The organism is Sphingopyxis sp. KK2, from assembly GCF_001990265.1.
Classification (GTDB): Bacteria; Pseudomonadota; Alphaproteobacteria; order Sphingomonadales; family Sphingomonadaceae; genus Sphingopyxis.
Genome location: NZ_LYVN01000053.1, coordinates 1 through 24828, shown reverse-complemented (window position 1 = coordinate 24828; position 24828 = coordinate 1). Strand labels below are relative to the sequence as shown.

20 protein-coding genes are annotated in these 24828 nt (G+C 66.1%); 16 read left to right on the top strand and 4 right to left on the bottom strand.

All coding sequences use genetic code 11. The features are described 5' to 3' along the window. From B1A78_RS10835 to B1A78_RS10825, 3 genes are all read left to right on the top strand, one after another. A partial coding sequence (locus tag B1A78_RS10835; protein WP_077146980.1) for a hypothetical protein occupies positions 1 to 1133 on the top strand: 1133 nt, incomplete at its 5' end. Continuing rightward, entirely contained in the window at positions 1130 to 1909 is a 780-nt protein-coding gene (locus tag B1A78_RS10830; RefSeq protein WP_077146979.1) for an FkbM family methyltransferase, read from the top strand. The genes B1A78_RS10835 and B1A78_RS10830, both read left to right, overlap by 4 nt. A gap of 197 nt (positions 1910 to 2106) precedes the next feature. Then, positions 2107 to 5406, top strand: coding sequence for a S8 family serine peptidase (locus B1A78_RS10825; protein WP_077146978.1), 3300 nt, complete (start codon positions 2107 to 2109; stop codon positions 5404 to 5406). A gap of 61 nt (positions 5407 to 5467) precedes the next feature. Here B1A78_RS10825 and B1A78_RS10820 read toward each other — a convergent pair whose 3' ends face one another. From B1A78_RS10820 to B1A78_RS10810, 3 genes are all read right to left on the bottom strand, one after another. Further along, on the bottom strand, positions 5468 to 6829 hold the full coding sequence (locus B1A78_RS10820; RefSeq protein WP_077146977.1) for an HlyD family type I secretion periplasmic adaptor subunit: 1362 nt from the start codon (positions 6827 to 6829) through the stop codon (positions 5468 to 5470). Continuing rightward, complete coding sequence (locus B1A78_RS10815) at positions 6826 to 8589, bottom strand: type I secretion system permease/ATPase (protein WP_083734062.1); 1764 nt, start codon at positions 8587 to 8589, stop codon at positions 6826 to 6828. Before B1A78_RS10815 ends, B1A78_RS10820 begins: the two co-directional genes overlap by 4 nt. 99 nt (positions 8590 to 8688) lie before the next feature. Next, a complete protein-coding gene (locus B1A78_RS10810; protein WP_077146975.1) occupies positions 8689 to 9966 on the bottom strand; it encodes a M20/M25/M40 family metallo-hydrolase in 1278 nt (425 codons plus the stop codon). Positions 9967 to 10816: 850 nt separating this feature from the next. On the opposite strand from B1A78_RS10810, the gene B1A78_RS10805 reads away from it, so the two are divergent. The 8 genes from B1A78_RS10805 to B1A78_RS10765 all read left to right on the top strand — a co-directional run bounded on the left by B1A78_RS10805 (position 10817) and on the right by B1A78_RS10765 (position 18459). After that, on the top strand, positions 10817 to 11395 hold the full coding sequence (locus B1A78_RS10805; RefSeq protein ID WP_144037777.1) for a hypothetical protein: 579 nt from the start codon (positions 10817 to 10819) through the stop codon (positions 11393 to 11395). Between the two features lie 76 nt (positions 11396 to 11471). Then, entirely contained in the window at positions 11472 to 12095 is a 624-nt protein-coding gene (locus tag B1A78_RS10800) for a hypothetical protein (RefSeq protein ID WP_077146973.1), read from the top strand. A 92-nt stretch (positions 12096 to 12187) separates the two neighbouring features. After that, positions 12188 to 12721 carry a hypothetical protein gene (locus tag B1A78_RS10795; protein WP_077146972.1) on the top strand — a complete coding sequence of 178 codons (534 nt, stop codon included), beginning with the start codon at positions 12188 to 12190 and terminating at the stop codon, positions 12719 to 12721. A 26-nt stretch (positions 12722 to 12747) separates the two neighbouring features. Then, positions 12748 to 13323, top strand: coding sequence for a hypothetical protein (locus B1A78_RS10790; protein ID WP_077146971.1), 576 nt, complete (start codon positions 12748 to 12750; stop codon positions 13321 to 13323). A gap of 49 nt (positions 13324 to 13372) precedes the next feature. After that, entirely contained in the window at positions 13373 to 13978 is a 606-nt protein-coding gene (locus B1A78_RS22275) for a hypothetical protein (RefSeq protein WP_144037776.1), read from the top strand. A gap of 131 nt (positions 13979 to 14109) precedes the next feature. Next, the gene (locus B1A78_RS10775; RefSeq protein ID WP_077146968.1) at positions 14110 to 14874 is read left to right on the top strand and encodes a fimbria/pilus periplasmic chaperone; all 765 of its coding nucleotides are present in this window, start codon (positions 14110 to 14112) and stop codon (positions 14872 to 14874) included. Between the two features lie 85 nt (positions 14875 to 14959). Then, the gene (locus B1A78_RS10770; protein WP_083734060.1) at positions 14960 to 17539 is read left to right on the top strand and encodes a fimbrial biogenesis outer membrane usher protein; all 2580 of its coding nucleotides are present in this window, start codon (positions 14960 to 14962) and stop codon (positions 17537 to 17539) included. A 17-nt stretch (positions 17540 to 17556) separates the two neighbouring features. Further along, entirely contained in the window at positions 17557 to 18459 is a 903-nt protein-coding gene (locus B1A78_RS10765; RefSeq protein ID WP_144037774.1) for a hypothetical protein, read from the top strand. Positions 18460 to 18565: 106 nt separating this feature from the next. On the opposite strand, the gene B1A78_RS10760 is transcribed toward B1A78_RS10765, so the two are convergent. Next, complete coding sequence (locus B1A78_RS10760; RefSeq protein ID WP_077146966.1) at positions 18566 to 18964, bottom strand: hypothetical protein; 399 nt, start codon at positions 18962 to 18964, stop codon at positions 18566 to 18568. 384 nt (positions 18965 to 19348) lie between these two features. Here B1A78_RS10760 and B1A78_RS10755 point away from each other — a divergent pair, with 384 nt between their 5' ends. From B1A78_RS10755 to B1A78_RS10735, 5 genes are all read left to right on the top strand, one after another. Continuing rightward, positions 19349 to 20902 (top strand): tetratricopeptide repeat protein, encoded by a 1554-nt coding sequence (locus B1A78_RS10755; protein WP_077146965.1) that lies wholly within the window; start codon positions 19349 to 19351, stop codon positions 20900 to 20902. A 472-nt stretch (positions 20903 to 21374) separates the two neighbouring features. After that, a complete protein-coding gene (locus B1A78_RS10750; RefSeq protein ID WP_077146964.1) occupies positions 21375 to 22259 on the top strand; it encodes a TauD/TfdA family dioxygenase in 885 nt (294 codons plus the stop codon). Between the two features lie 11 nt (positions 22260 to 22270). After that, positions 22271 to 23254, top strand: a complete 984-nt coding sequence (locus B1A78_RS10745; protein ID WP_077146963.1) for an aliphatic sulfonate ABC transporter substrate-binding protein — start codon at positions 22271 to 22273, stop codon at positions 23252 to 23254. Next, the gene (locus B1A78_RS10740; protein ID WP_077146962.1) at positions 23251 to 24093 is read left to right on the top strand and encodes an ABC transporter permease; all 843 of its coding nucleotides are present in this window, start codon (positions 23251 to 23253) and stop codon (positions 24091 to 24093) included. The genes B1A78_RS10745 and B1A78_RS10740 overlap by 4 nt, the downstream gene beginning before the upstream one ends. Before the next feature lie 10 nt (positions 24094 to 24103). Further along, positions 24104 to 24828 (top strand): ABC transporter ATP-binding protein (locus B1A78_RS10735; RefSeq protein ID WP_077146961.1); only part of this gene is annotated, 725 nt, incomplete at its 3' end.

Sequence of the window (24828 nt, the reverse complement as noted above, 5' to 3'; positions counted from 1 at the left end):
TCAACCATCATGGCGGGCACCAGGTCGCGCACGCGCTGCCCGTCGCGCTCGACCTCGTCCGCCGCGGCACCAATGCGCGGGTCAGCGTGCTCGTCTCCGAAGGCTGCGAGGGCGAGGTTCGCCGCCTCGCCTCGGCGCATCGCGGCCCGGTGCCCGAAATCGTCCGGCTGCGTCCGCCATCGGCGTTCGCCCGCGCCGCGAACCGCGCCAGCGGCCGCGCGATCCCGACCGACATCGTCTCGACGCTGCACCGCAACCTCGACCGCTTCCGGGGGCTCGACGCGCTCGTCGTTCCCGAAAAGACCTCGCTGCTGCTGAAATCGCTCTTCGGGCTCAAGTCGCTGAAACTCGTCCACACCCGCCACGGCGCGGGCGACCGCGCGATCGGCTTCGACAAGGCGAGCGGCAAGTTCGACCTCGTGTTGCTGTCGGGCGAAAAGATCCGCGACCGGCTCGCGCAGGCCGAACTGCTGCGCGACGACGGCCATGCGATCGTCGGCTATCCCAAGTTCGACATGGCGCCGCCCGCGCGCCCGCGTCTGTTCCCGAAGGACCGGCCGACCGTCCTCTACAACCCCCATCCCTCGCCCGCGCTGTCGTCCTGGTACCGGATGGGACCGCAGATCCTCGACTGGTTCGCCAGGAGCGACCGCTACAACCTCATCTTCGCGCCGCATGTCATGCTGTTCAAGAAACGCGTCACCGCCTCGCTCTCCCCCTTCGCGCTCGGCTGGAACCCCGGCCCGCGCGCCGACCATTATGAGCATGACCATATGCTGATCGACACCGGCAGCCCGGCGAGCCTCGACATGAGCTACACCGACGCCGCCGACATCTATCTCGGCGACGCGAGCAGCCAGGTCTATGAATTCATCCGCCGCCCGCGCCCCTGCCTCTTCCTCAACCCGCGCCGCCACGCCTGGCAGGGCAATCCCGATTTCGGCCATTGGCGCGCCGGCGAGGTGATCGACACCCTGGACGGCCTCGCCGACGCCCTCGCCGAAACGCCCCGCCTGACCCCGCCAATGCGCGCGCGGCAGGAGGATCTGTTCCGCTACAGCTTCGACCTGCAGGATCGCCCTTCGTCGGCGCGCGCCGCCGAAGCCATCCTCGATTTCATGGCCCGCCAATGACCAGTCTCACCCAATCGCGCGTCGCCGCCTTCCTCGAATATGGCGTCAAGAAAACGCTCCACAAATGGGGTGCCCGCATGGCGTCGGCCTTTGCCGACGACCGCAGCGATGTCGTGACGTCGCGCTACGGCGTGCGGATGCGCGCCAACTGGCGCGACCGCACCTTCCAATATTGCCGCTACGCGACCTACGGCCCCGTATTGTCGGATTATCTGGCGAAGCGGGACGCACGCTTCGCCTTTGTCGACATCGGCGCCAATCAGGGGCTCTACAGCCTGCTCGCCGCGCGCAATCCGCATTGCGCCGCCGCGATCGCCTTCGAACCCGTCGCCGCGACCTTCGCGCTGCTGCGCGACAATATCGCGCTCAACGGCCTCGGCACCACGATCCGCCCGGTCCATGCGGCGGTGTCGCTCCACTCGGGTATCGCGACCATCGCCACCGACGCGCGCCACAGCGGCGTCGCCAGCCTGCGCGGCGCACAGCCCGCATCGGGCGAGGACATCCGCATCCTCGGCATCGCCGGGGTCGACGCACTGCTGCCCGGCGACCTGCCGCTGATCGTCAAGATCGACGTCGAGGGGCATGAGGAAGTCGTGGTCGATGCGCTGATGGCGTCCGAGCATCGCGACCGGATTTGTGCCATCTTTTACGAGGTCGACCGGCGCTGGATCGACGGGGAAGCGATCGAAGCCCGCCTGCGCGGTGCAGGCTTCACCCGCTTCGCGCGCTTCGGCATCGGCCGGCACTATGACGTGCTCGCCGAACGGCCGTGACGACCCGAGTCCCGGATGATCGGGCGGCGGTTGGACCATCAAGTTCCACCTGCAACCAACGGCTTGCCCCTGCCGATGGTCAATAATCTGGTAATCATGGGATTATTCTGAAACCATGCCCCGCCCGCGCGAGTCGCGGCTGTTGGTGATCGATGCCGGGCCAGGGCATATCGGCCAACTCAGTCAGGGGGGCTGACATGAAAATCGACGCATATGATATTGCCGCATCGGGCGGCCGGGTGGCGAGCCGTGGTCTGCCGGGCGAAGGTGGCGGAGCGATCCTGACGGGGTCGCCGACAGCGCCGACCACCGCATCGGCCGCGCCGACGAGCGCACAAGGCAGCTTCACCTCAAGCTGGGGCAGCAGCGGAAAGGGCGTCAGCGCCGCGACGACCAGCCTGACGACGCTGGCGTCGGCTGGCATGGTCGCGGCGGGCGCCGATTTCGGCAAGCTCCAGTTCGGTCTCGCCGACCTGTTCGCCGAATCGGGCTTGAAGGTCATGGGCCTCGACGCGGCCGCGCGCACCGCGGCGCTCGAAAGCTTCCAGAGCAGCAACACGATCGCGCCCGTCCATGCGGGCTATGTCGCGATCGACGCGACCGCGCTCGACGGCAATGGCGCCGCGCTGCTCGCGCAGCTCGAGGCACTCGGTTTCGAGGGCGGCGTCGCTTATGGCGCGCTCGTCGGCGGCTATATCCCGCTCGACGCGATCGACGACCTCGCCGCGCTCGCCAACCTCAACTTCGCGCGGCCCGCTTACTCGACAAGCTTCGCGGGTTCGGTGCAGAGCCAGAACGTCTTTTCGGGCAATGCCGACGTCGTACAGAACAACTACGGCCTCGACGGCACCGGCGTGAAGATCGGCTTCATCTCGGACAGCTTCAACACCGCGACGCTGACCACCGCGGGCACGCCGCTGACGATCCATTATGCCGAGGACATCGCGAGCGGCGACCTGCCCGCCGGGATCGAGGTGCTGCTCGACAGCACGCTCTCGACCAATCGCGACGAGGGCCGCGCGATGATGCAGCTCGCGCATGACATCGCGCCGGGCGCAACGCTGTCCTTCCACACCGCGCAGGGCGGCCAGGCGATCTTTGCCGCCGGCATCCTCGCGCTCGCCGACGCGGGCGCGCATATCATCGTCGACGACATCATCTATTTTGCCGAACCGATGTTCCAGGACGGCATCATCGCGCAGGCGGTCGATACGGTCACCGCGGGCGGCGTCCAATATTTCTCGTCGGCGGGCAACCAGGCGCAGCGCTCCTACGAAGCGACCTTCGTCGATTCGGGCCAGACCTATACCTCGGGCGGCATCACCTATCGCCTGCACGACTTCGACACCGGCGCGGGGGTCGACACGACCCAGACGGTCACGCAAAGCGGTAATATCATCTGGGACCTGCAATGGGCCGAAAGCTTCTTTTCGGTCGGCGGCGCGGGGGCGCATTCGGATCTCGCGCTGATCTTCCGCCAGCTCGACGGCACCCTGATCACGGTCATCGATGTCGCGAACGTCGGGCGCGACGCGATCGAACTCGGGCAGATCAATGGCACCGGCAGTTACACGGTGTCGATCGGCGTCGATCCGGTCGGCACCAACCCGACCTTCTTCAAATATGTCACCTTCGGCGGCAGCTGGTCGGCGAACGAATATGCGACCAACAGCTCGACATCCTGGGGTCACTCCAATGCCGCGAGCGCGATCGGTGTTGCGGCGGCGGACTGGTACAACACCCCGGCCTATGGGCAGAGCCCGCCGCTGGGCGAAAGCTTCACCTCGCGCGGCGGCACGCAAATCTATCTGGATACCGCGGGCAATCTGCTCGCGACGCCCGAAACGCGAACCACCGTCGACATCACCATGGCCGACGGCGGCAACAATACTTTCTTCGGCAGCGACATCAGCAGCGATGCCGACACGCTGCCGAACTTCTACGGCACTTCGGCGGCGGCGCCCAATGCCGCCGCGATCGCCGCGCTGCTGCTGCAGGCATCGCCAAATGCGACCGCCGCGCAGATCCAGAGCGCGCTCGAAACGACCGCGATCGACATTACCGCGCTCGCTACCGGGCGGCCGACGCACAATATCGGCGTGCTGACCGGCACCGGCTACGACGTCGACACCGGCTGGGGCCTGATCCAGGCCGATCTCGCGCTCGAGGCGCTGATCGGCGCGCGCGCGACTGCAATCGGTGAAACGACGCAGGTTCGCGAAAACGCCACGGTCAGCGGGAATCTCTTCGCCAACGACATCGTTGCAGCGGGCGGCCAGACCCCCGCGCTGTTCAAGATTAACGGCCAGGCCGCGACCTTCGGATCCGCGATCACGCTCGCCTCGGGCGCGCTGCTCACGGTCAACGCCGACGGCACCTACACCTATGATCCGAACCACAAGTTCGACTATCTGATCAGGAATACGCTGGCGATCCAGCTTGGCGCGGTGAACGGCTTCACGCCCGACACCTTCACCTACACGCTGGTCGGCGGGTCGACCGCGACGGTTACCGTCTTCGTTCGCGGCCTCGAAGGGCCGGGCGACGAGCTGCGCGGCGACGGCACGAACAATGTGATCAACGGCACCAACGCCGGCAACATCTTCAACCTGTCGCAGGGGGGCGACGATACGGTGTCGGGACTGGCCGGCTCCGATACCTTCTATTTCGGCGCGACGCTGACCGCGGCCGACCGGATCGACGGCGGCACCGAAACCGACTTCGTGATCCTGCAGGGCAATTATGCCGCCGGCCTGACGCTGGGCACGACGAGCATCGTCAATGTCGAGCGCATCAACCTCCTGTCAGGCAGCGACACCAGCTTCGGCGACACCGCCGGCAACAGCTACAGCTACAAGCTCACGACCGTCGACGCCAATGTCGCCAGCGGCAAGAATCTGGCGATCGATGCCAAGGACCTGAAACCGGGCGAAACTTTGAACTTCGACGGTTCGGCCGAAACCAACGGCACCTTTTCGGTCCGCGGCGGCGAGGGCGACGACATCATGGTGGGCGGTCGGGGCAACGACCAGCTGGGTGGCCGCGGCGGCGCCGACATCTTCGGCTTCTTCCACGGATCGGGGTCCGACACGATCACCGATTTCGTCTCGGGCACCGACCGGATGGACCTGTCGAAGCTCGGTTTCGAAACCCATCAGCAGGTGATGGAGGCGACCACCGATGTCGGCGGCAACGCCGTAATCGCCCTTGGCGGCGGCGACCAGGTGACGGTGCGCGGCGTGACCAAGGCGCAGCTGCAGTCGGGCGACTTCATCTACGCCGTCCCGGTACCGATGGTCGCGACTGGCGGCGGCAGCGGCACCTTCGCACCTTTGGCCTGGGACGACGACCTGTTCGCACTGGCAGGCACCAGCAGCCCGGTCGGCGGAGCGCTCTACACCGCCGACATGGCCGACAGTCATCTGTTCGACGGTGCGCATAACCAGTGGACCGAATGGCACGTCGGGGTGCATCACTACGACATCAATCTGGCCTGACGCGCCCCCCGCCCGGTTGCCGCAAGCAATCGGGCGGCCCGTCAAATACCGACCGCCGGTCTCAATGTTCGCGGAATGACGACCAGAAGCTGCCGACCAAAGGTTCGAGCGCATAGTCGAGCGCGGTGCGCTTGCGCAGCGGGATCAGCACCTGCACGGGCATGCCCGCGCGCAGTTCGAAATCCTTGCCGCGTATCTTCATGATCTCGTCGATCTGGTCGCGCGGCACGCGGATATCGCCGGTAAAATAGGTCAGCCCCGATTTTTCGTCGGTGAAGCTGTCGGCCGACAGCCGCGTCAGCGTGCCCTCCAGATTGGGCAGCGAGCGTTCGTGCAGCCCGGGGAATTTGATCAGCGCGCGCTGGCCGGTGACCAGATCGTCGGCATCCTCGGGCGCGATGCGCGCCTGGATGATCAGCGGCTCGCGCTGCGGCACGATGTCGAGCAGTTTCTGCCCGGGCGCGATCACGCCGCCGGGGGTGAAGACCGACAGGCCGACGACGGTGCCCGTCGCGGGCGCGCGGATCTGGGTGCGCGCCAATTGCTCGCGCGCCGCCTTCAGCTGTGGCAGCAATTCGGCCAGCCGCGTCTCGACTTCGCGCAATTCGGCGGCGGTACGCTCGTCGAAACTGCGCTCGGCCTCGAGGATCTGGATGCGGTTCTCGCTCGCCGCGCTCGCCGATTGCGCGATGCCCGCGTCGGAGCGGCCGCGATCGCCCTCCAGCGCGGCACGCTGGCGCTCAAGGTCGCGGATGCGCGTTTTCGAGACGAACCCCTTTTCAGCGAGCGGTTCGAGCGCGGCGATCTGTTCGTCGATCAGGCGGATCTGTTCGCGCGCGGCGCGCGTCTGTTCGCCAAAGCCCCGGCCCTGCGCACCCGACTGGACTGCCCGCTCGCCCAGCGAACCGCGCTGCGCCGAAAGGACACCGAGCCGTTCATTGAGCTCGCGCTGCTGCTGGCGCAGCGCCTGCGCCGCCGCCGCGCGGTCGGCCTCGGCCAGCTCGGCAAATTCGGGCGGCGCCGCGACGCTGCGCAGCCCCGCCTGCTCGGCTTCGAGCCGCGCCTGTTGCGCGAGCAGGCGGATCGCCTGCGCCTGCATCGCGCGTTCCTGCGCGCGCACCTCGGGCGAGGCGAGTTCGACCAAGATCTGCCCCGCGCGCACCCGGTCGCCTTCGCGGACATGGATCGCCGACACGATGCCGCCGTCGCGATGCTGCACCGACTGGCGCTGGCCATAGACCGCGAGCGCGCCCTGCGCATAGGCGGCGGCATCGAGCCGGAAAAAGGCCGCCCAGCCGAGGAAGAGGATGAAAAACAATCCGGCAATGATCGACCCGCGGCGGATTTCGCCGCCGGGGTCGGCGATCGCCGCCATGTCGGCCGCTTCCGCCGGCGGCGCGATGATCGCGGGGACGCCGGTCACAGGCTCACCACCTTGCCGCCCTGCCCGCGCTGCGGCGGTGGCGGCGGCGCGAGCTTTTTCAGCACCTCGTCGCGCGGCCCGATCAGCTCGATCCGCCCGCCGCGCATCAGCAGCACGCGGTCGACGACGGGCAAGATGCTCGTCTTGTGCGACACGATCAGGATCGTCGTGCCCGCCGCCTTCAAGCGCTGCAGCGCGGCGGCGAGCAGCATATCGCCCTCGGCATCGAGATGCGCATTGGGCTCGTCGAGGATCAGCACCGCCGGGTCGCCATAGACCGCGCGCGCCAGCGCGATCCGCTGCGCCTGCCCCGCCGACAGCCCGCGCCCGCCCAGCTTGAGCATATGGTCATAGCCGCCGGGCAGCGACAGGATCAGCTCGTGCGCGCCGACCTTTTGCGCCGCCGCGACCACCGCGGCGTCGACCGCGCCGCGCTCGGCACCGAGCTCGCGGTCGAAGCGCGCGATATTCTCGGCGATCGTTCCCGCGAACAGCGACGCTTCCTGCGGCAGATAACCGATATGTCGCGCCAGCCTTTCGGGGTTCCAGTCGGCCATGTCGGCGCGGTCGATCCGCACCGTGCCGCGGTTGGCGAGGATCGCGCCGGCGATCAGCCGTACCAGCGTCGATTTGCCCGCGCCGCTCGGCCCGATGATCGCCAGCCCCTCGCCCGCCGCGACCTCGAAGCTCACGCCCTGGACGATCGCCCCGTCGCGCGCCTCGTTGAGGATCGTGGCATTGTCGATGTGGAGCACGCCCTTCGGCGCCGGCAATTCGGTCGCGTCATGCGCGACCGGCTGCGCGGCGAGCAATTCGTTGAGGTTGGCATAGCTTTGCCGCGCCTGCCCGATCGCCTTCCAGCTTCCGATCAGCTGCTCGATCGGCGCGAGCGCGCGTGCGATCAGGAAGGAGGCGGCGAACACCGCCCCCACCGAAATCAGATTGTCGATCGCGAGCAGCGCGCCGAGCCCGAGCGCGAGCGACTGGAGCGCGAGGCGGACGAACTTGGTTGCGGTGAGATAGCCGCCCGCCGCGAAGCTCGCGTCGGTCTGCGCGCCGAGCATCGCCTGCCGCTGGCGCAGCTGGCGCGCGACGAGCGCGCGGCGCATGCCGAGCGCGCGCACCGCTTCGGCGGCGTGCAATATCGCGTCCTGATGCGCATAGGAGGCGCTGGCGACCGTCTGCGCCTCGTCGAGCCGCGCGCGCGTCGCGCGCTCGTTCGCCCAGGCGATCGCGGGCAGCGCGAGGCAGCCGAGCAGCGCGACCAGCCCGATCCACGGATGCACCAGCGCGCAGACGAGGATGTAGATCGGCACCCAGGGCGCATCGAACACCGCGAGGATCGCCGCCCCGGTCAGCCCGCCGCGCAAGGCATCGAAATCGCGCAGCGCCGCGCGCGCCGCGGGCAGGTCGGGCCGCCCCACCGTCGCATCGAGGATCGCGGGCGCCAGCAGCAGGTCGAGCTGCACCCCCATCCGCACCAGCAGCCGCGCGCGCAGCCGGTCGAGCAGCGACAGCGTCGCGAGCGCGAGCAGCAGCACCGCGGTCAGGAAGAACAGCGTCTGCACCCCGCGCGTCGGCACGACCCGGTCATAGACCTGCAGCATGTAGAGCGTCGGCACGATATAGAGGATATTGACCAGCGCGCTGAACCCCGCCGCCGCCGCGATATGGCGCCGGCACGCCGAAAGCGCGGCGCCGAGCGGTGTTCGGGGCGCCGCCGCGCGCGCGCTCAAGGCAGTCTGGTTAATATCCCCCATACCCAACTTGCTAGCCGAGGCGCGGCGCAAAAGCGAGAGGACATGCCCCGGCACCTGCGGTGCCGAAGCTCCGCGTTGGGACAGGGCACCGCGCCGCGACTACTGGACGCCCGCCGTTGCCAGCAGGATGGCGAGGCCGATCGTCGCGCCGCCGAGGCTCTTCGTCTTTTCGACATCGATCCATTCGTCGAGCGAGTGCGCGCGCCCGCCCTCGCCGCCCGATCCGATCGTCACCGCGGGAATGCCGAGGCTCATCGCCATGTTGGAATCGGTCGACGAAAAGAAGGGGTGCGGTTCGAGCCCCTTGGCGCGGATGATCGCGTCGGCGTTGCGGAAAATCGGCTGCGTCGTCGCGGTCTCGCCCGCCGGGCGGTCGCCGATCAGCTTGACGTCGGCGGTGATCGCACCCTCCTTGACCGAGCGGCTGCCATTCTCGCCCTCGACGCTCTTCCGGACGACCGCGAGGAACGCCTGTTCGAGCTTCGCCAGTTCGGCCGGATCTTCGGAGCGCATGTCGAACTCCATGAAGACCTCGTTCGGGATCGAATTGACCGAGGTCCCCCCGCCGGTGACGCTGGCGGCATAGGTCGTCTTGGGCTTCGCGGGGACGGGGATCTTGTAGAAATCGACCACGGCCTGGCTCATCGCCGCCATCGGGTTGACCAGCCCGAACGCGCCATAGCTGTGCCCGCCCGGCCCTTTCCAGGTGATACGATAGCGCTTCGACCCGACCCCACCGTTGACGATGCGCGTCGCATCGGTGCCGTCCATCGAGAAAAAGGCCTTCACCCGATCCTTATACTTGCCCCTGGTGAGCAGGTAGCGGACGCCGCGCAGGTCGCCCGGCCCCTCCTCACCGACATTGCCGACGAAGATGATGTCCTGCTTCACCTTGATGCCCGCTTCCTTCATCGCGCGCGCATAGGCGAGCAGCACCGCAAGGCTGCGCGTGTCGTCGCCGATGCCGGGGGCGTAGAGCCGCGTGCCCTCGCGGCGAACCTTCACCGGCGTGCCTTCGGGAAAGACCGTGTCGAGATGCGCGGCGATCATCACCGCGGGGCCGCCCGCGGGGCCGGTGCCGCGATAGACGCCGATCGCATTGCCCTCCTCGTCGATCTCGACATCCTGCAGCCCGGCCTCTTTCAGCATTTCGGCATAGGCGGCGGCACGCGCGGCCTCCTTGAACGGCGGCGCCGGAATTTCGGTGAGCGTGACGATCTCGCCGATCATGCGGTCATGATCGCGGTCGAGGATCTTCGACGCCGCTTCATAGCTTTTGGTTTTCAGCACCGCCTCGGGCTTGGCCTGCGGCGCGGCCTGCACCGGGGACGCCGCCAGCAGGAGCGCCGCGAGGGTCAGTAGGGCCGTGTTACGCATGGATAGTCCTTTCGCGGGAGATAATCTGTCGAGGCCCGGTGATACCGGGACGCGATGGATTTTCCATAGCCATAGCGACCGCCTCGACACCAGCCGTTCCGGCGTCGCGTCCGCCCTGCTTTGCCGCGGGAGGCGTCGGGTTGCCGGCATGCCCGACGCGAAGCGACGTCCGGCCGGATCGGCATGGCGGCGACCGGCCGCCGGGACCATAGTCGCCCCTATCTCAGGGCCTCGATTTTCTTGTCGAATGGCGGCGACAGTCGCAAAACGACTCGGACGAGCAAGCAGGTCGAACCGACGCCGACTCGATGGCAAAGCGGCTACCCGAAGAAATTCGGGATTCAAAGAATCGTCGGAATCCCGCCGGTTCGTCATTTTTTGTTCTAAAATGACACGAGATTTCACCCCTGCAATTCACGCTAGGCGGGCGTTTTTTTCACGATCGCCGGACGGCACGTCGGGCACATTGTTTACAGAAGATTAAGGATTGATTTGCGGGGGAGAGAACGAGGCGGGGGTCGCACCGCTTCGTCAGTCCGGGGGGATAGGCCACACGGCCAGCGTCCATCGACCTCTCAAGGTCGCGCACACAACCCTGAATCACATTCGTCGGCTGGGCTTGTCCCGGCCCGCCGGATTGCGGCCATTTCATCCGAGATGCGCCGATCGCGAGGTCATGCCGACCTCGCACAGTGTTTTCGCGTTCCCCCGGAGCGCGGACGCACAAACTGTGGCCTGGGCAACCGGGCCGCTGCGTGAGTGGCCGGACGCCAGTCCTCGCAAGAGGGAGCTTCGGTCTTTTTGGGAATAGTATCCGGCCGGACCTGGCCGGGCTTTTGTGGAGGAAAAGATGAAGAAGATTCTTGCAGCCGTTTCGGCTATTGGCCTGCTCGCTTCGACCCCGGCTTTCGCCCAGGCGACTGGTGAAATCAAACTGAGCGCTACCGTCGCCAAGGCTTGCGGTGTCGGCGACCACCGTTCGGGCGCCAGCGCTGATCCGGATTGGGACCAGTCGGACATCAGCGTTGCGCTGGCGAACGGCACCGGTCAGTTCAACGGTGAGAGCTTTACTAACCGCAGCTTCGGCAACGTCTGGTGCAACGCCCCTGCATCTGTGACCCTTTCGGTTGGCGCTCTGACCACTTCGACGACGACCGCAGACGTCAGCTCTTTCACCAGCCGCTTCGACATTCGCGTGAAGACCGATGCTGGCGTGTATGTCAACGGCGGCGAAGACCTCGTGCTCGATACGGCCACCGAAGCCTCGGGTGTTGTCAGCCGTACGGCCAGCACCGCCGGCGCGTTTGAAACCGGCCTTCGTCGTTTCAGCGGCGCGGACACGATCGAAGTCCTCAAGGACCCGACGAACCGTCGTGCAGTTGCTGGTGACTACACCGGCTACATTCGCTTCACCGCGACGGCGCTCTAATTCGATAAGTCTATCGCCCGCTATCGCGCCTTAGGCGCGGTAGCGGGTCGAGAGACATCGATAGGACCACGAACGAATGTATCGTTCCACACTCCTCTTCCAACGGGCCTCTGCCCTGCTTATCCTGCTCGGCGGGATCGGCGGTGCGGCTTCCGCATCGGCGGGCGAGATGAGTGTTGCGGCGCTGGGTGCAGGCTATACGGCGTATGACGCGCCGCTGGGCCTGTCGACCGAACTCAGGATCGACCTGCGCGGCGAAGTCGCGGCACGCTGCCGGATGGCGGCTCCGCCGATGCTGGCGCAGCAGCTCGATTTCAACCGCGACGGCCAGGCACAGGCGAATTTCGGCCTCGATTGCAACGCGCCGTTTCAGCTGCGCGTCCGGTCGGGCGAAGGCAGCTTTGCGGCAGAAAGCGCACGGGAAGGCATTGCAAGCCATATTCCCTATGAGGTTTCGATCGACGTCGACACCGACGCGGGGCGCAATGCCCTCGGCTGGTGCCGCGCCGATCAATTGTCCGACCAGGCATCGGGCGGCTGTGTTTTCGGGACGGGATCGGGCTGGTCGTCGGGCGACGCCACCGCGATCGACCGGACGGGAACGATGAAGCTGCGCTGGAGCGGACGCGGTGAAGCGGAGGCGCCCGCACTGGGCCGCTACCGCGACACTATCGTCGTCGAATTGACGGTGCGGTCATGACGGCACATCCTTCACCCGATGGTGACGGGTCGCTGTCAGACCGGACCGATGAATGGGACATCCGCGCTGCGGATGAGTTTTAGGAGAAGATCGTGAAGACCATCATGCTTCGCGCTTTCATGTTGAGCGCCTCGGTCTACGCCGCCCCTGCGCTGGCGCAGGATTCCGACCAAATGGTCGTTACGACGACCATCCCGCCCTATTGCTCGGAACTGGCGATCAGTTCGACCCCGATGAACCTGGGCAGCCTTACCGGCGCGACGGGCCAGATCGTGAACGCCTTCAACGGCACCGAGACCGAAAGGCAACTCGCGGCGAGTTTCTATTGCAACGCGCCCTCGAAGGTCACGATCAAGGCCGAACCGCTGCGTCACGACACCGTGACGATCGTCGGCGATGCTTCGTCCTTCACCAATCGGGTCGATTATACCGCGCAGCTTGAGTGGAGCACGCTCACCAGCTCGGCGAACAGCACGCTCACCGACGCGACCGAGCTCAACGCGACGCAAGCCAATATCGGTGCGCTCAAGCTGACGCTGTCGAACCCGACCGTTTCCAACAATCTGAGGCCCATCGCCGGCGATTATGCCGGTCAGGTTCGTCTCACCATTTCACTCGCGCAGTGATTTCGGCCAAAACCGGGAGTGACGATATGACCCATCGCCTCAAATTGACCATCGCCGGAATTGCCCTGTTCGGCATGACCGGCGTCGCCCACGCGCAAAGCGCGTCTTCGCAGATCGATCTCAGCTCGACCGTCCTCGGGGCCTGCGGCCTCGGAACGCCCGACACTACCGTGATAAATCTCGGCGACCTGACCGGCCCCAATGGTTTGCTCGACGCCTCGAAGAAGGTGACCACCACGCTTGCGAGCGCAACGATCGCCGACGCATGGTGCAATACCTCGCACCGGCTGACGATCGGCGGACAGCCGATGACGCTTCAGCGCTCGGTGCCCTATGCCCAACCGGCCAACATGACGCGGCATATCGCGTTTGATGCCAAGCTGGTCGGCTGGATCGGTGATATCGACTATCGTCCGCGCAGCGGCAACGATGGGTTCGGCATCAATTTCACGTCGGCGCGCGCCGCGCCGGCGCCAGGCCTGCAGCTCAATATCTCCAATCTGGAGACGATGACCGCCGCGCGGGTCGAACAGCCGAACCTGATGCTCGAATATGGCACCTATAAGGGCACCATCACGATCACGCTGGCGCCGTCGAGCTGACATGCCGCGCCGTCTTCATCCTGTTCAATTCCATGGGGGAATGCCCGTCATGAAATCCATGCTTTCCATTCTGGGGACCGCTGCGCTGGCGACCCTCGCCACCCCGGCCTTGGCGCAGAGCGCCCAAACCCAGTCGGTCGATATCATCGGTACGGCAGAGGCCTTCTGCACCCTTCCGACCACCTGGCAGTACGCGTCTTCAACGACTGGCGTCAGTTCGTCGCAGTTCCAGGGCAATACCTGGACGATCCCGTCTGCGCTGATCGCCAACTCATCGGGTATGGCGATTGCGTCGAACGCCGAGGTCGCGATACGCGTCCGCGGTCAGGGCGCTTGCAATACCACGCACAATATTACGCTTCAGAGCACCAACGGCGGGCTCGCGCATCTGGCATCGGCCAGCAACCCTCCGGCGGGTTTCGCACGCAATCGCCGCATGGAATATCAGGCCAACTGGCGCGACACCAACTGGGGAATCTTCGGGTGGGTGCCGACAGCGGCGGGATCGAGCAACAGCTACAACCATGGTTCGACCCAAGCACCAGGCTTGCGTGATTTCGATGTGCGGATGGAAGTATTTCGCGATGCGACGGCGGCTCCGATGCTCGCCGGGGCCTATAGCGACAATCTGGTCATCACGATCACCGTACCGTGATCGCGGGGTTGGCCACATGACCTTTTGTGGGTCGAAAGAGTGATGAAATGATGGGCAGGCATCGGGTATTTCCGATGCCTGCCTGAAGCTTTGTGCGCGCGGGGAATGGCAGCGCATTTTTTGGGGGCGACATGTTCAAGGTAAAGAAAACGGTTCTCGCGGCGCTCGCGGGCGTGATGGGTCTGGGTTCGGTGGCGGCCTATGCCGCGATGACCGTGCAGCCGGTCATCCTCGACCTTCGCATGGCGGGCCGCGAAATGGGCGGGCAGATCCGCGTCGAGAACACCGGCACCTCGCCCCTGCCCGTCGAGATCCGGCTGGTCGAAGCCGACATCCTGCCCGATACCGTCAAGGCGTCGGACCGGTTGACCGACGACCTCGTTGCCTTTCCGGCGCAGGCGATGATTGCGCCGGGCGCGACGCAGGCGTTCCGCATCCAATATGTCGGCGATCCCGAAGTCGATCGCAGCCGGCATTATTATGCCGAGGTGTCGCAGCTTCCGGTCGAAGTGCCCGGCGGCCAGTCGACGATCCAGGTGCTTTATAATTTCCAGGCGATGGTCAACGTCCAGTCGATCCTCGGCGGCGAACCGAAATTGACGCTCGAAAGCACCGAGATCGTCCAGGCCAAGCCCGAGGACAAGCCCAGGATCGCCTTCACGGTCCATAATTCGGGCAAGAATTACGGCTATCTGAGCAGCGGATCGCTGACGCTGGTCCACCGCGACGCGAGCGGCAAGGAAGTGCTGCGCCGTTCGCTGAACAGCAGTGATGTCCAGCAGATGATCGGTTTCGGTCTCGTCGGCCCCGAAGCGAGCCGCAAGTTCACGGCGCCGATCGAACTCGAAAGCGCCGGCGGCACCGCCGAAGCGACCCTGTCCGGCCGCTCGCGGTGATCGCGTCGTGCGGAGGGGAGCCCGACGTTCGATAATATTGGGTGCGTGCTCGGTTACGATCGCCACCCTGCTGCTCCGGGCGCCGGTGGCGCTCGCCGAAGAGGCGCGCGCCGTCCATTCGCTGACCGCGCCGACGATGGGCGCGCGAGGTGGCTGTAGCGACGACCGAAGCGCAGCTTTCGGAACCATCGCCCTCCCCCTCGCCTGTCGCGAGACCGCACGCTTCGCAGCGGCGGACGAGGCCGGCACGCCGGTCGCCCCGGCACCCATCGCCGGCGCCACGCCGGTCACGATGGCGGCGCTGCAGGCGCCGAGCGAGGTTCGCCTCAACAGTACCGGCCGCACGATGACGATCGTCGTCCCGGTGCGCGATGGCAGCAATTATATCGGCGACATCGATGCGCAGATCACGTCCGACGACACGATCCTGATCGCGGTCGATCGTCTGGCGGACCTTCTGTCTGCGCGTCTCGACCCGTCGCGCCTCGCCGAATTGCGCGCCGCGGCCACGCCCGATGGTTTTGCGCCGCTGTCGGCCTTCGAACAGCGCGGGCTGCCGTTGCGCTTCGACAAGCAGTCGCTCGAATTGACGGTGACGATCGCGACCGGCGACCGCGCGCTGCAGACCGTCGCGCTCGCCGATCTCGACAACAACCCGATCGGCGACTTTGCGCCGCCCGAATCCTTTTCGGCGTATCTGAACATCCGCACATCGCTCGACTATGTGCACAAGGGCAGCCAGTCGGGTCTTGGCGATCCCTTTGTTTCGCTCGACGGGGCGAGCCGCATCGGGCGCTTCGTGTTCGAGGCCGAAGGCGACTGGGACGGCCAGCGCAAGCGGTTCAACCGCAACGGCACGCGGCTCGTCTATGACGATGCCAAGCGGCTGCTGCGCTGGACCGCGGGTGACCTGCGTGCCGAAAATCGCGGCTTCCAGGGACAGCTCGATATCGCGGGCGTCGGCCTGACGCGCAGCTACGCGCTCCTCGATCCGCAGCGCACCGTGTCGCCGCGCGGCGGCCGCACCTTTGCGCTCGATCGCGAATCGACGGTCGAGGCGATCGTCAACGGCCGCCCGGTCCGCACGCTGCGGCTCGGCCCCGGCACCTATAATGTCAGCGATTTTCCGTTCGCGCAGGGCGGCAACGACGTCGAACTGATCATCACCGACGAGACCGGCCGGCGCGACGTCATCGCCTTTTCGACCTTCATCGAGCGCACCCAGCTTGCCCCCGGCCTGTCCGAATTCGCGCTTAACGTCGGCGTCCTGTCGCGGCGCGACCAGGGGATCAAATATTCGAACGACCTGTCGGTCACCGGCTTCTATCGGCGCGGCATCAACGAGGCGCTGACACTCGGCGGCAATTTCCAGTATAGCGGAAAGGCTTATCTGGTCGGCGGCGAGGCGGTGGTCGGCACCAGCCTCGGCACGCTCGGCGCCGATGTCGCCTATAGCTATCTCCCCTCGACGGGCAGCGGTTGGGCGACCAATTTTTCGCTCGAGCGCGTCACGCAGGGCCAGAACAGCAGCTCGTCGGTGATCGCCGCGGTCGAGTTCCGCAGCCGCCGTTTCGGTGCGGTCGGACAGATCGCGCCCGACAATCCCTACAGCTACAATCTGTCGCTTAGCTTCAACCGCACGCTCAGTCAGAACAGCTTTGCGGGCGTGCAAGCCCGCTATGCGCGTGCGCGTGCAGGCGCGCCCGACGAAAGCTCGGTACGCGTCACCTATGGCCGGCGCATCGGCCGGACAGCCAATCTGGTGTTCGACGCCGAGTGGAGCGACGGCGTGCGCGGCAGCGACAAGAGCTTCCGCGTGTCGTTCGTCCGGCGTTTCGGCCAGCGATCGAGCGCACGCGCCGAATTCGACAGCCGCGACAACCGTGCACGCTTCGGTTTCCAGAGTTCGGGCGGCTATGGCATCGGCGCGTGGAGCGGCGTCGCCAATGTCGACATCGGCGACGACCAATATGCGCTCAACGCCTCGGGAAATTATGTCGCGAACCGCGCCGACATCGGCCTGGCGCACAGCACGGCTTATTCGACCCAGAGCAACGACATCACCGACCAGCGCACGTCGCTGCGCGTCGCCAGCGCGATCGCCTTCGCCGACGGCGCATTTGCTGTCGGCCGGCCGGTCAGCGACAGTTTCGCGATCGTCCGCCCCTACAAGAACAAGGACGGGCTCAAGGTCGAGGTCGAACCCTCGCAAGGCAGCGCGCAGGCGCGGTCGGGCACCTTCGGCCCCGCGCTCTACAGCCAGGTCAGTTCCTATTCGCCGCGGAGCCTGACCTATGACGTGCCCAACGCATCGGCCGGCCTCGACATCGGCACCGGTTCGCTCCGCGTCCTGCCCCCCTATCGCTCGGGCTATGTCGTGACCGTCGGGTCCGACTATAACATCATGGTGGTGGGCAGCCTGATGCTCGACGGCGACGAGCCGCTGGCGCTCCGCGTCGGCAGCGCCACCGAGATCGGCGGCGAAGGCCGCAAGGTCGAATTGTTCACCAACCGGCAGGGCCGCTTCGGCATCAGCGGCGTCAGGGCGGGCCGCTGGCGCATCGAGATGGCGGGGTCCCCGCCGATCACCTATATTCTGGAAATTCCGGAAGCGGAGTCCGGCATCGCGCGCGTCGGTGTTCTCACTCCTTCTGACGAGAGGTAGTCGCCGTGAAAAAGCCGATGATCGCTGTCCTGTTGCCCGCCCTTGCGACGATGGTCACAACCGCGGCGGCCGCCCAATGCGTCACCGTCGATCCGGCCGTCGCCCCGAACATCCGCGTCGATCCGCTCGACGCGGCGGGCGCGGCGCAGGTCGTCCAGCCGCTCGACCTGACGTTTCGCCGCGTCGGCGTCGGCACCGAGGCGCTCACCATCGCCTATCAGATCGTCGACGAGGATTCGCCGATCCAGTCGCGCATCGGGGTCAGTGCGGGGCCGCAGGTCGAATGGCGGAGCAATGATTCAGGCCGCAACATCGGCGCCTATCGCAATGAGGCTTATGCGCTGCTTCGCTCGGGGACAGTGTCGCTGGCGGCCGACGAGAATAGCAAGCAGGCCGGTATCCGCCTGTTCCTGACCAATTTGCGCGAAGACCTGCCCGCGGGCGTCTACCGCGAACAATTCACCATCCGCTATTGGTGTGCCGACGTCGATACGACGCTGCCGAACGAAATTCCGGGTATCCTCGCCGTCACCGTGCAGGTTCCCAACGTCCTGAGCGCCAATATCGCCGGCGCATCGACGCGCGGCGAGATCGACTTCCTCGATTTTTCGACGCTGTCGCGCTCGCTGTCGATCCAGGTTCGCAGCACCGGCCGCTACGCCGTCACCGCGCGCAGCCTCAACGGCAAGGCGATGCTCCGCGAAGGCGCCGCGTCGACGAGCGAGGCCGATCGCATCAGCTATGACGTGCGGTTCGGCGGTCGCGACCTGGCGCTCGACGCGCAGCAGGGCCTGGTAAATCCGCGCGCGGGACTGGAAGGACAGCGAATTCCGCTCGACGTCATCGTCGAAGATGTGGGGGCGAAACGGGCGGGCGTCTATCGCGACACGCTGATCCTCACCCTCGCCCCGGTCAGTTGACCGCGGAAGGACGATCATGTCGTACGCCCCGGCCGACCGCACGATGACATGTGCGCCCAGACCGGCCGGCAATCAATCGTGCGCGCTCAACGCGCGCCGATCGGGTTCAATATTTGACTTCCATCCGCAGCCCGAGGCGGCTGATCGAGCCCTGCTCATGCCCCAGGTCGAGCGCGAGATCGCGGAACTGGATCGCCGGCTGATCCGAATCGGCCAGCACCGTTTCCCCCGTTTCGGACAAAGGAATACGGACCGCGTCGCTGATCACCGCCGCCTGCGGCAGGTCGGTCGGATGCTCGAGGATGATCCGGTAACCGCGCGGCGCGTTGCAGAATTCCTGCGACCGGCCGAGGTCGATGATGCCGTTATCGGCTTCGCCGCCGATCGAGGGCGTCAGTTCGACGTTGCAATAGACCGGCACGAAGGCGCGCAGATGGATTGTGCGGTTGATGCTCCCCGACGAGGGGACCGCGGTCAGGGCAGCGACGGCAACCGCCGCAGTCATCGCAATTCTCTTACTCCGCAGCATCAGCCTGCTCCAAAACTATTCGACCCGCCGGCTGATAAGGCGAAAAAGTTAAGAAGCGATTGGGATGCCTATTCGAAATCCCGGGCAGGATCGTTCCCGCGAGCAAATCTACATCCGGCGTTGAAACCCGAACGTCGGGACCGGCCGGATTTCCGCATCGGCTGATATGGTGAATATGTCGTTAAAGATTCATCTTTCCATGCAATTTCAATGACGGTAGGGGTTTCATCTGGGTCGGAGGGGGAAACGGTGCCGGGTGGGGGAGCTTTTCAGCTCGATTTAATAGGTTCTTTTCGACTTGTTGGACCAGACGGGTCGAGAATACATATAACGGCCAAGCGTTCGCGTATCCTTCTCGCGATGCTTGCGACGTCGAGGTCTGGCGAGCGCTCGCGCCGCTGGCTTCAGGAGCGTATCTGGGGCAGCCGCGAACGCGCCAATTCGCAGGCGAGCCTGCGCCGCGAACTTTCCAACCTGCGACCGCTGGTCAACGCCGAGGGCCGCCCCCTGCTCGTCGTGGCGCATGAAACCGTCGCGCTCGATCTCGGCCGGGTCGTCGTCGACGTGCGCGACCGTCAGCGGATAACCGAATCGCGCGGCGAATTCCTCGAAGGGATCGACATCGCCTGGGAAGAAGGGTTCGAGGACTGGCTGCGCGAGGAACGCCAGGCGATCGAAACCGCGCGCGAGGACAATATCGGGGCCGACTGGATCACCGACGCGCCGTCGGCCAATGCCGCTGGCACGGGATCGCGTCCGACGCTGAGCATCATCGTGCACGACGACCCGATGCCGGCGGACCATGCCGCAACGATCGATCGCATCGCCGACCTGCTCGTCGAGCGCACGGCGCGCCTGCGCTGGCTGTCGCTCGTCGGCGCGCCGGCGACCAAATTGAAGATCGACGGCCCCACGGCGCTGATGCGCGCGGGCAAGGCGCTCGGGGTCGACTATCTGCTGCACTGCCAGTTCAACCCCGACGAGACGCTGACGATCGCCCTGTCCCAGGCCAGTTCGTCGCGACTCTTGTGGTCGGACCGGCACGCGTTGCTCGAGACGGCGGGGACGAGCGACCCGTCCAAGATCGCCAATAATTCGATCGCGGCGCTGGCGGCGCGCATCGAGGCCGATCAGGTCGAGCGTGTTCGCGGGCGGCCGGCCGACCAGCTCGACACGCACGAACTACTGTGGCGCGCGCGCTGGCACATGGATCGCCTCACCCGCGACGATGCGCGCAAGGCCGGCGAACTTCTGCAGCGGGCCGCGAAAAGAGAACCCGAATCGGTCGATGTCCTGCTCGAACAGGCACGCTGCGAGGTCGCCGACATGTGGGCGACGGGCATCGATCCGGACACAGCGGGCGCGCTCCGCCGCAAGCTCGTCCTCGCCCGCGACATGGATCCCTATTCGGCACGCACATGGGCGCTGCTCGGCATGATCGACCTCTGGTCGGGGCGCCACGACAGCGCGATCGCGCTGCTGCACGAAGCCATCCGCCTCGAACCCAGCATGTCCTCGGCGCACGCCCACCTCGGCAGTTGCTATATTTATTCGGGGCACCCCGACGACGGGATCCGCGTGCTCAACAACGCGATGCGGCTCAATCCGCACGACACCTATCATTTCCACCGGCTCGGCCAGCTCGCGCTGGCCAATCTGATGGAAGGGAATCCCGCCACGACGGTGCAGGAAGCCACGGCCGCGCTGGCTCGCCGACCCGGCTATTGGCTCGGCCATGTCTACAAGATTGCCGGGCTTCAAAAAGAGGGCGACCACGCCGCGGCGCGCGAAGCCATGGCCATGTTCCGAACGGCCAAGCCGCGCTTCGACATGAGGGCGATCGGAAAACTGCCCTTCCGCGACAGCCGGTGGAATGACGAGCTGAGCCAGGCGCTCGAGGCCGTGACGGCATAGGTCGAAGCGATCGCCCGGAACCGCCCGGACGGTTCGGCCGTCACTCCGGCGAGCGAGGAAACGAGCGATGGCAGCGGCGCTTCTCCGGCGCAAAGCGAAACTACGCTTGACGCCGCGAACTCTACCAATCAAGTTGAATTACCGGCCTGATCCCGACCGGTCTTCGGGATTCGCGGCTTTTGACAGGGAAGCAGCTTGCTCCGCGTTATCAACGGCTAAAGCGCGCGATGCCCAGGTGACAACGCCAGGTATCGTGTTCCCCTCATTGAATGAGGTGATACGATGCACATCCTCCCGCAGCGCTAGCCGCGTTCCGAAACAGGCGCGCCACCTCTTGCCCGAGCGCGCGACCTAAGTCCTCAAGCGGTATCAGCCGCCCCTTCCCGGCGTCGCATCGCGCGGCCTCCGGTCCCTTGCGCGTGCCCGATTGGCGCGCCTCCCCGCCTTGCCAGATTCAAAAAAGGACTCCCACATGACCGTCCAGACGCTTGCTCCCGAAAATGCCACCGCCCTCTTCGACATCACCCCGCTCCAGCCGAGCCTCGGTGCGCTGATCAGCGGCATCGACCTCGCCCAGCCGCTCGATCGCCCGACCTATGATGCACTGCGCGCCGCGCTCCTCAAATATCGCGTCATCTTCTTCCGCGACCAGCATCTGACCCGCGAACAGCATATCGCGCTCGGCGCGGCGTTCGGCGACCTCGAGGAGCATCCCGTCTTCTCGCTGCCCGACTATCCGCAAATCCTGCCGCTGATTTCCGAGGAACTGAAGGAAAGGCTGCCGGGCGGCTACCGCCAGACCAGCGACGGCAACTGGCACGCCGACACCACATTCCGCAGCGAACCCTCGGCCGCCTCGATCCTGATCCAGCGCGTCTCGCCCTCGCTCGGCGGCGACACCGTCTTCGCCAACGCCGTCGCGGCCTATGAGACGCTCGACGACGAGACCCGGCGGCAGATCGACGGGCTGACCGCGATCCACGACACGCGAACCTTCCTGCAGTTCCTCGACACCGAAGAGAAGCGCGAAGCCCTCCAGAAGACTTTCCCGCCGGTCGAGCATCCGGTCGTGCGTATCCACCCCGAAACCGGCGAGAAGGTACTCTACGTCAATTCGGTCTTCACGCGCCGCATCGTCGGTCTTTCCGAAACCGAAAGCGATGCACTGCTCGCGAAGCTCTTCAACCAGGTCAAGCGCCCCGAATTCCATGTGCGCTGGAGCTGGAAGCCCGGCTCGATCGCCTTCTGGGACAATCGGGCCACCCAGCATTATGCCGTGCCCGGCTATAGCGAAGCGCGCCACATGGAGCGGGTAACGATCGTCGGCGACCGGCCCGTCGGCCCGAAGACCGCCTGAGGCGCGCCGCGATGAAGCTCTCCCTCTCCCCGCTCCGCGCGCTCGCGGCGGGCGTCCTGCTGACCCTCGCCGCGTGCGGCGGCAGCGGCGCCGACGGCACGACGATCAAGGTCGCCGACCAGCTCCACGCGCTCAAATCCTCGCTCGACGCCGCCGGCCAGAGCGAGCCCTCGGATTACAAACTCGAATGGGCCAATTTCGTCGGCGGCCCGCCGATCATCGCCGCGCAGACGGGCGGCTCGATCGACGTCGGCTGGATGGCCGAGACCCCGCTGATCTTCGCGCAGGCGGCGGGCAGTCCGGTCAAGGTGGTCGCGGTCAGCCGGACGGTCGATGGCGGCGGCTCGCCTTATGCGCTTGTCGTCAAGCCCGACTCCCCGATCCGCAGCATCGCCGACCTCAAGGGCAAGTCGGTCTCTTTCATGAAGGGAACGGTGCTTCATTATTTCGTCGCCGGCCTGCTCGAGAAACAGGGCCTTTCGCTGAGAGATATCAAGCAGATCCAGGCGCAGGGCTTTGGCACCGGGCTGCTCGACAAGGGATCGGCCGATGCGATCACGATCGGCGAGCCTTATCTGACGCAAGCGCTCGAGGCGAAAAAGGTGCGCGTGCTGGCAAGCGGCGCGCCGCCCAACACGCCGGGCTTCTTCTATCTCGTCGCCTCCGACGCCGCGCTCGCCGATCCTGCGAAGGCGAAGGCGATCGGCGACCTCGTCCGGCGCGCGGCGCTGGCGACGAAATGGCAGCGCGAGAATATCGAAAAGGCCGCGCCCGCGCTCGCCAAGCGCTACAATGTCGATGCGAAGACCGCCGAGGCGATCCTGAGGCGCACGCCGTCACGCTATTCGCCGATCACGCCGGCGATCATCGCCGCGCACCAGGACGAGGCCGACCTGTTCTTCAAAGAAGGGCTCGTCCGTCAGAAGCTCGATGCGGGCAAAATCTTCGACAATCGCTACGATGCGGTGATCGCGGGCGTGGAGACGGGCGAATGAACGCGCCTACACCGCTCCCGCGCGCCGACGTCGGCACCCTCGTCCAGCCCGCGGTCCGCGCGTCCGCCGGGCCGTCGGAACGCCTCTCCTTTGCCCGGCGCGCGATCGGCCCGCTCATCGTCGTCGCAGCATGGGCGATCACGACCACTGCGGGCTGGATCGACCCGTCGATCCTCCCCTCGCCTGCGGGCATCGTGACAGGCTGGCAACAGCTCTGGCACGAGCAGGACCTCGCGCAGCAGGTCGCGACCTCGCTGACCCGCGCGCTCGTCGGCGGTGCCGTTGGTATCGTCTTCGGACTCTTCCTCGGGACGATCGCGGGCCTGTCGAAGCTCGGCGAGGAATTGTTCGACGCGCTCCTCCAGATGCTGCGCACCATCCCCTTCCTCGCGCTCGTGCCGCTGTTCATCGTCTGGTTCGGGATCGGCGAGGCGCCCAAGCTCCTCCTCATCGCGCTCGCGACGATGTTTCCCATGTATCTCAACACCTATGCGGGCGTCCGCAACGTCGATCGCAAGGTGATCGAGGCGATGCGCAGCTTCGGCCTGTCGGGGCGCCGTCTGATCACCCAAGTGGTGCTGCCGCTCGCCCTGCCGCAGATCTTCACCGGGCTCCGTTTCGCGCTCGGCGTCTCGGTGCTGGTGCTGATCGCCGCCGAACAGATCAACACCTCGGCGGGCCTCGGCTATCTGCTCAACAGCGCGCAGATGTACCAGCAGGTCGACGTGATCCTCATCTGCATCGCGATCTATGCCGTGCTCGGCCTCAGCGCCGACCTGATCGTTCGCAGCCTTGAAAAGCTCTTCATGCCGTGGCGCGCCAGCGTCGCGGTCCGATAGGAGGCCAGCCATGTCCGTCATTTCCTATAATTTCGCGCCCGCCCACGAGGTCGTCGAACCCGACTTCTCGCATCATCCCGTCGCCGTCGAAGCCATCGGCGTTACCCGCAGCTTCTCGGGCAATGTCGTGCTCGACCAGTTGGACCTTACCGTCCACGCCGGGGAGTTTGTCGCCCTGCTCGGCGCATCGGGGAGCGGCAAGACGACGCTGCTGCGCATCCTCGCCGGTCTCGATGCGCCCGATGGCGGCCAAGCCTGGGTGCCCGAGGCGCGGACCGTCGTCTTCCAGGAGCCAAGGCTCGTCCAGTCGAAGAAGGTCTGGAAGAATGTCGTCATCGGTTTGGGCGGCCCCGCGGCAACGCGATCGCGCGCCGAGGCTGCGCTCGAAGAGGTCAATCTCGCCCACCGCGCCGACGCCTGGCCCGCAACGCTCTCGGGCGGCGAGGCGCAGCGCGCGGCGCTCGCGCGGGCACTCGTGCGCGAGCCCAAATTGCTGCTCCTCGACGAACCTTTCGCGGCGCTCGACGCGCTGACGCGGCTCAAGATGCAGCGGCTGATTGGCGAACTCTGCCAGGCGCATGGCCCGGCGACGCTGCTCGTCACCCACGATGTCGAGGAAGCGATCCTGCTCGCCGACCGCATCCTTGTCCTGAAGGAAGGGCGGATCGGGTTCGACACGCGTGTCCGCCTCTCCCACCCGCGCCGCGCCGGCGGCGAAGAGTTCGACACGCTGCG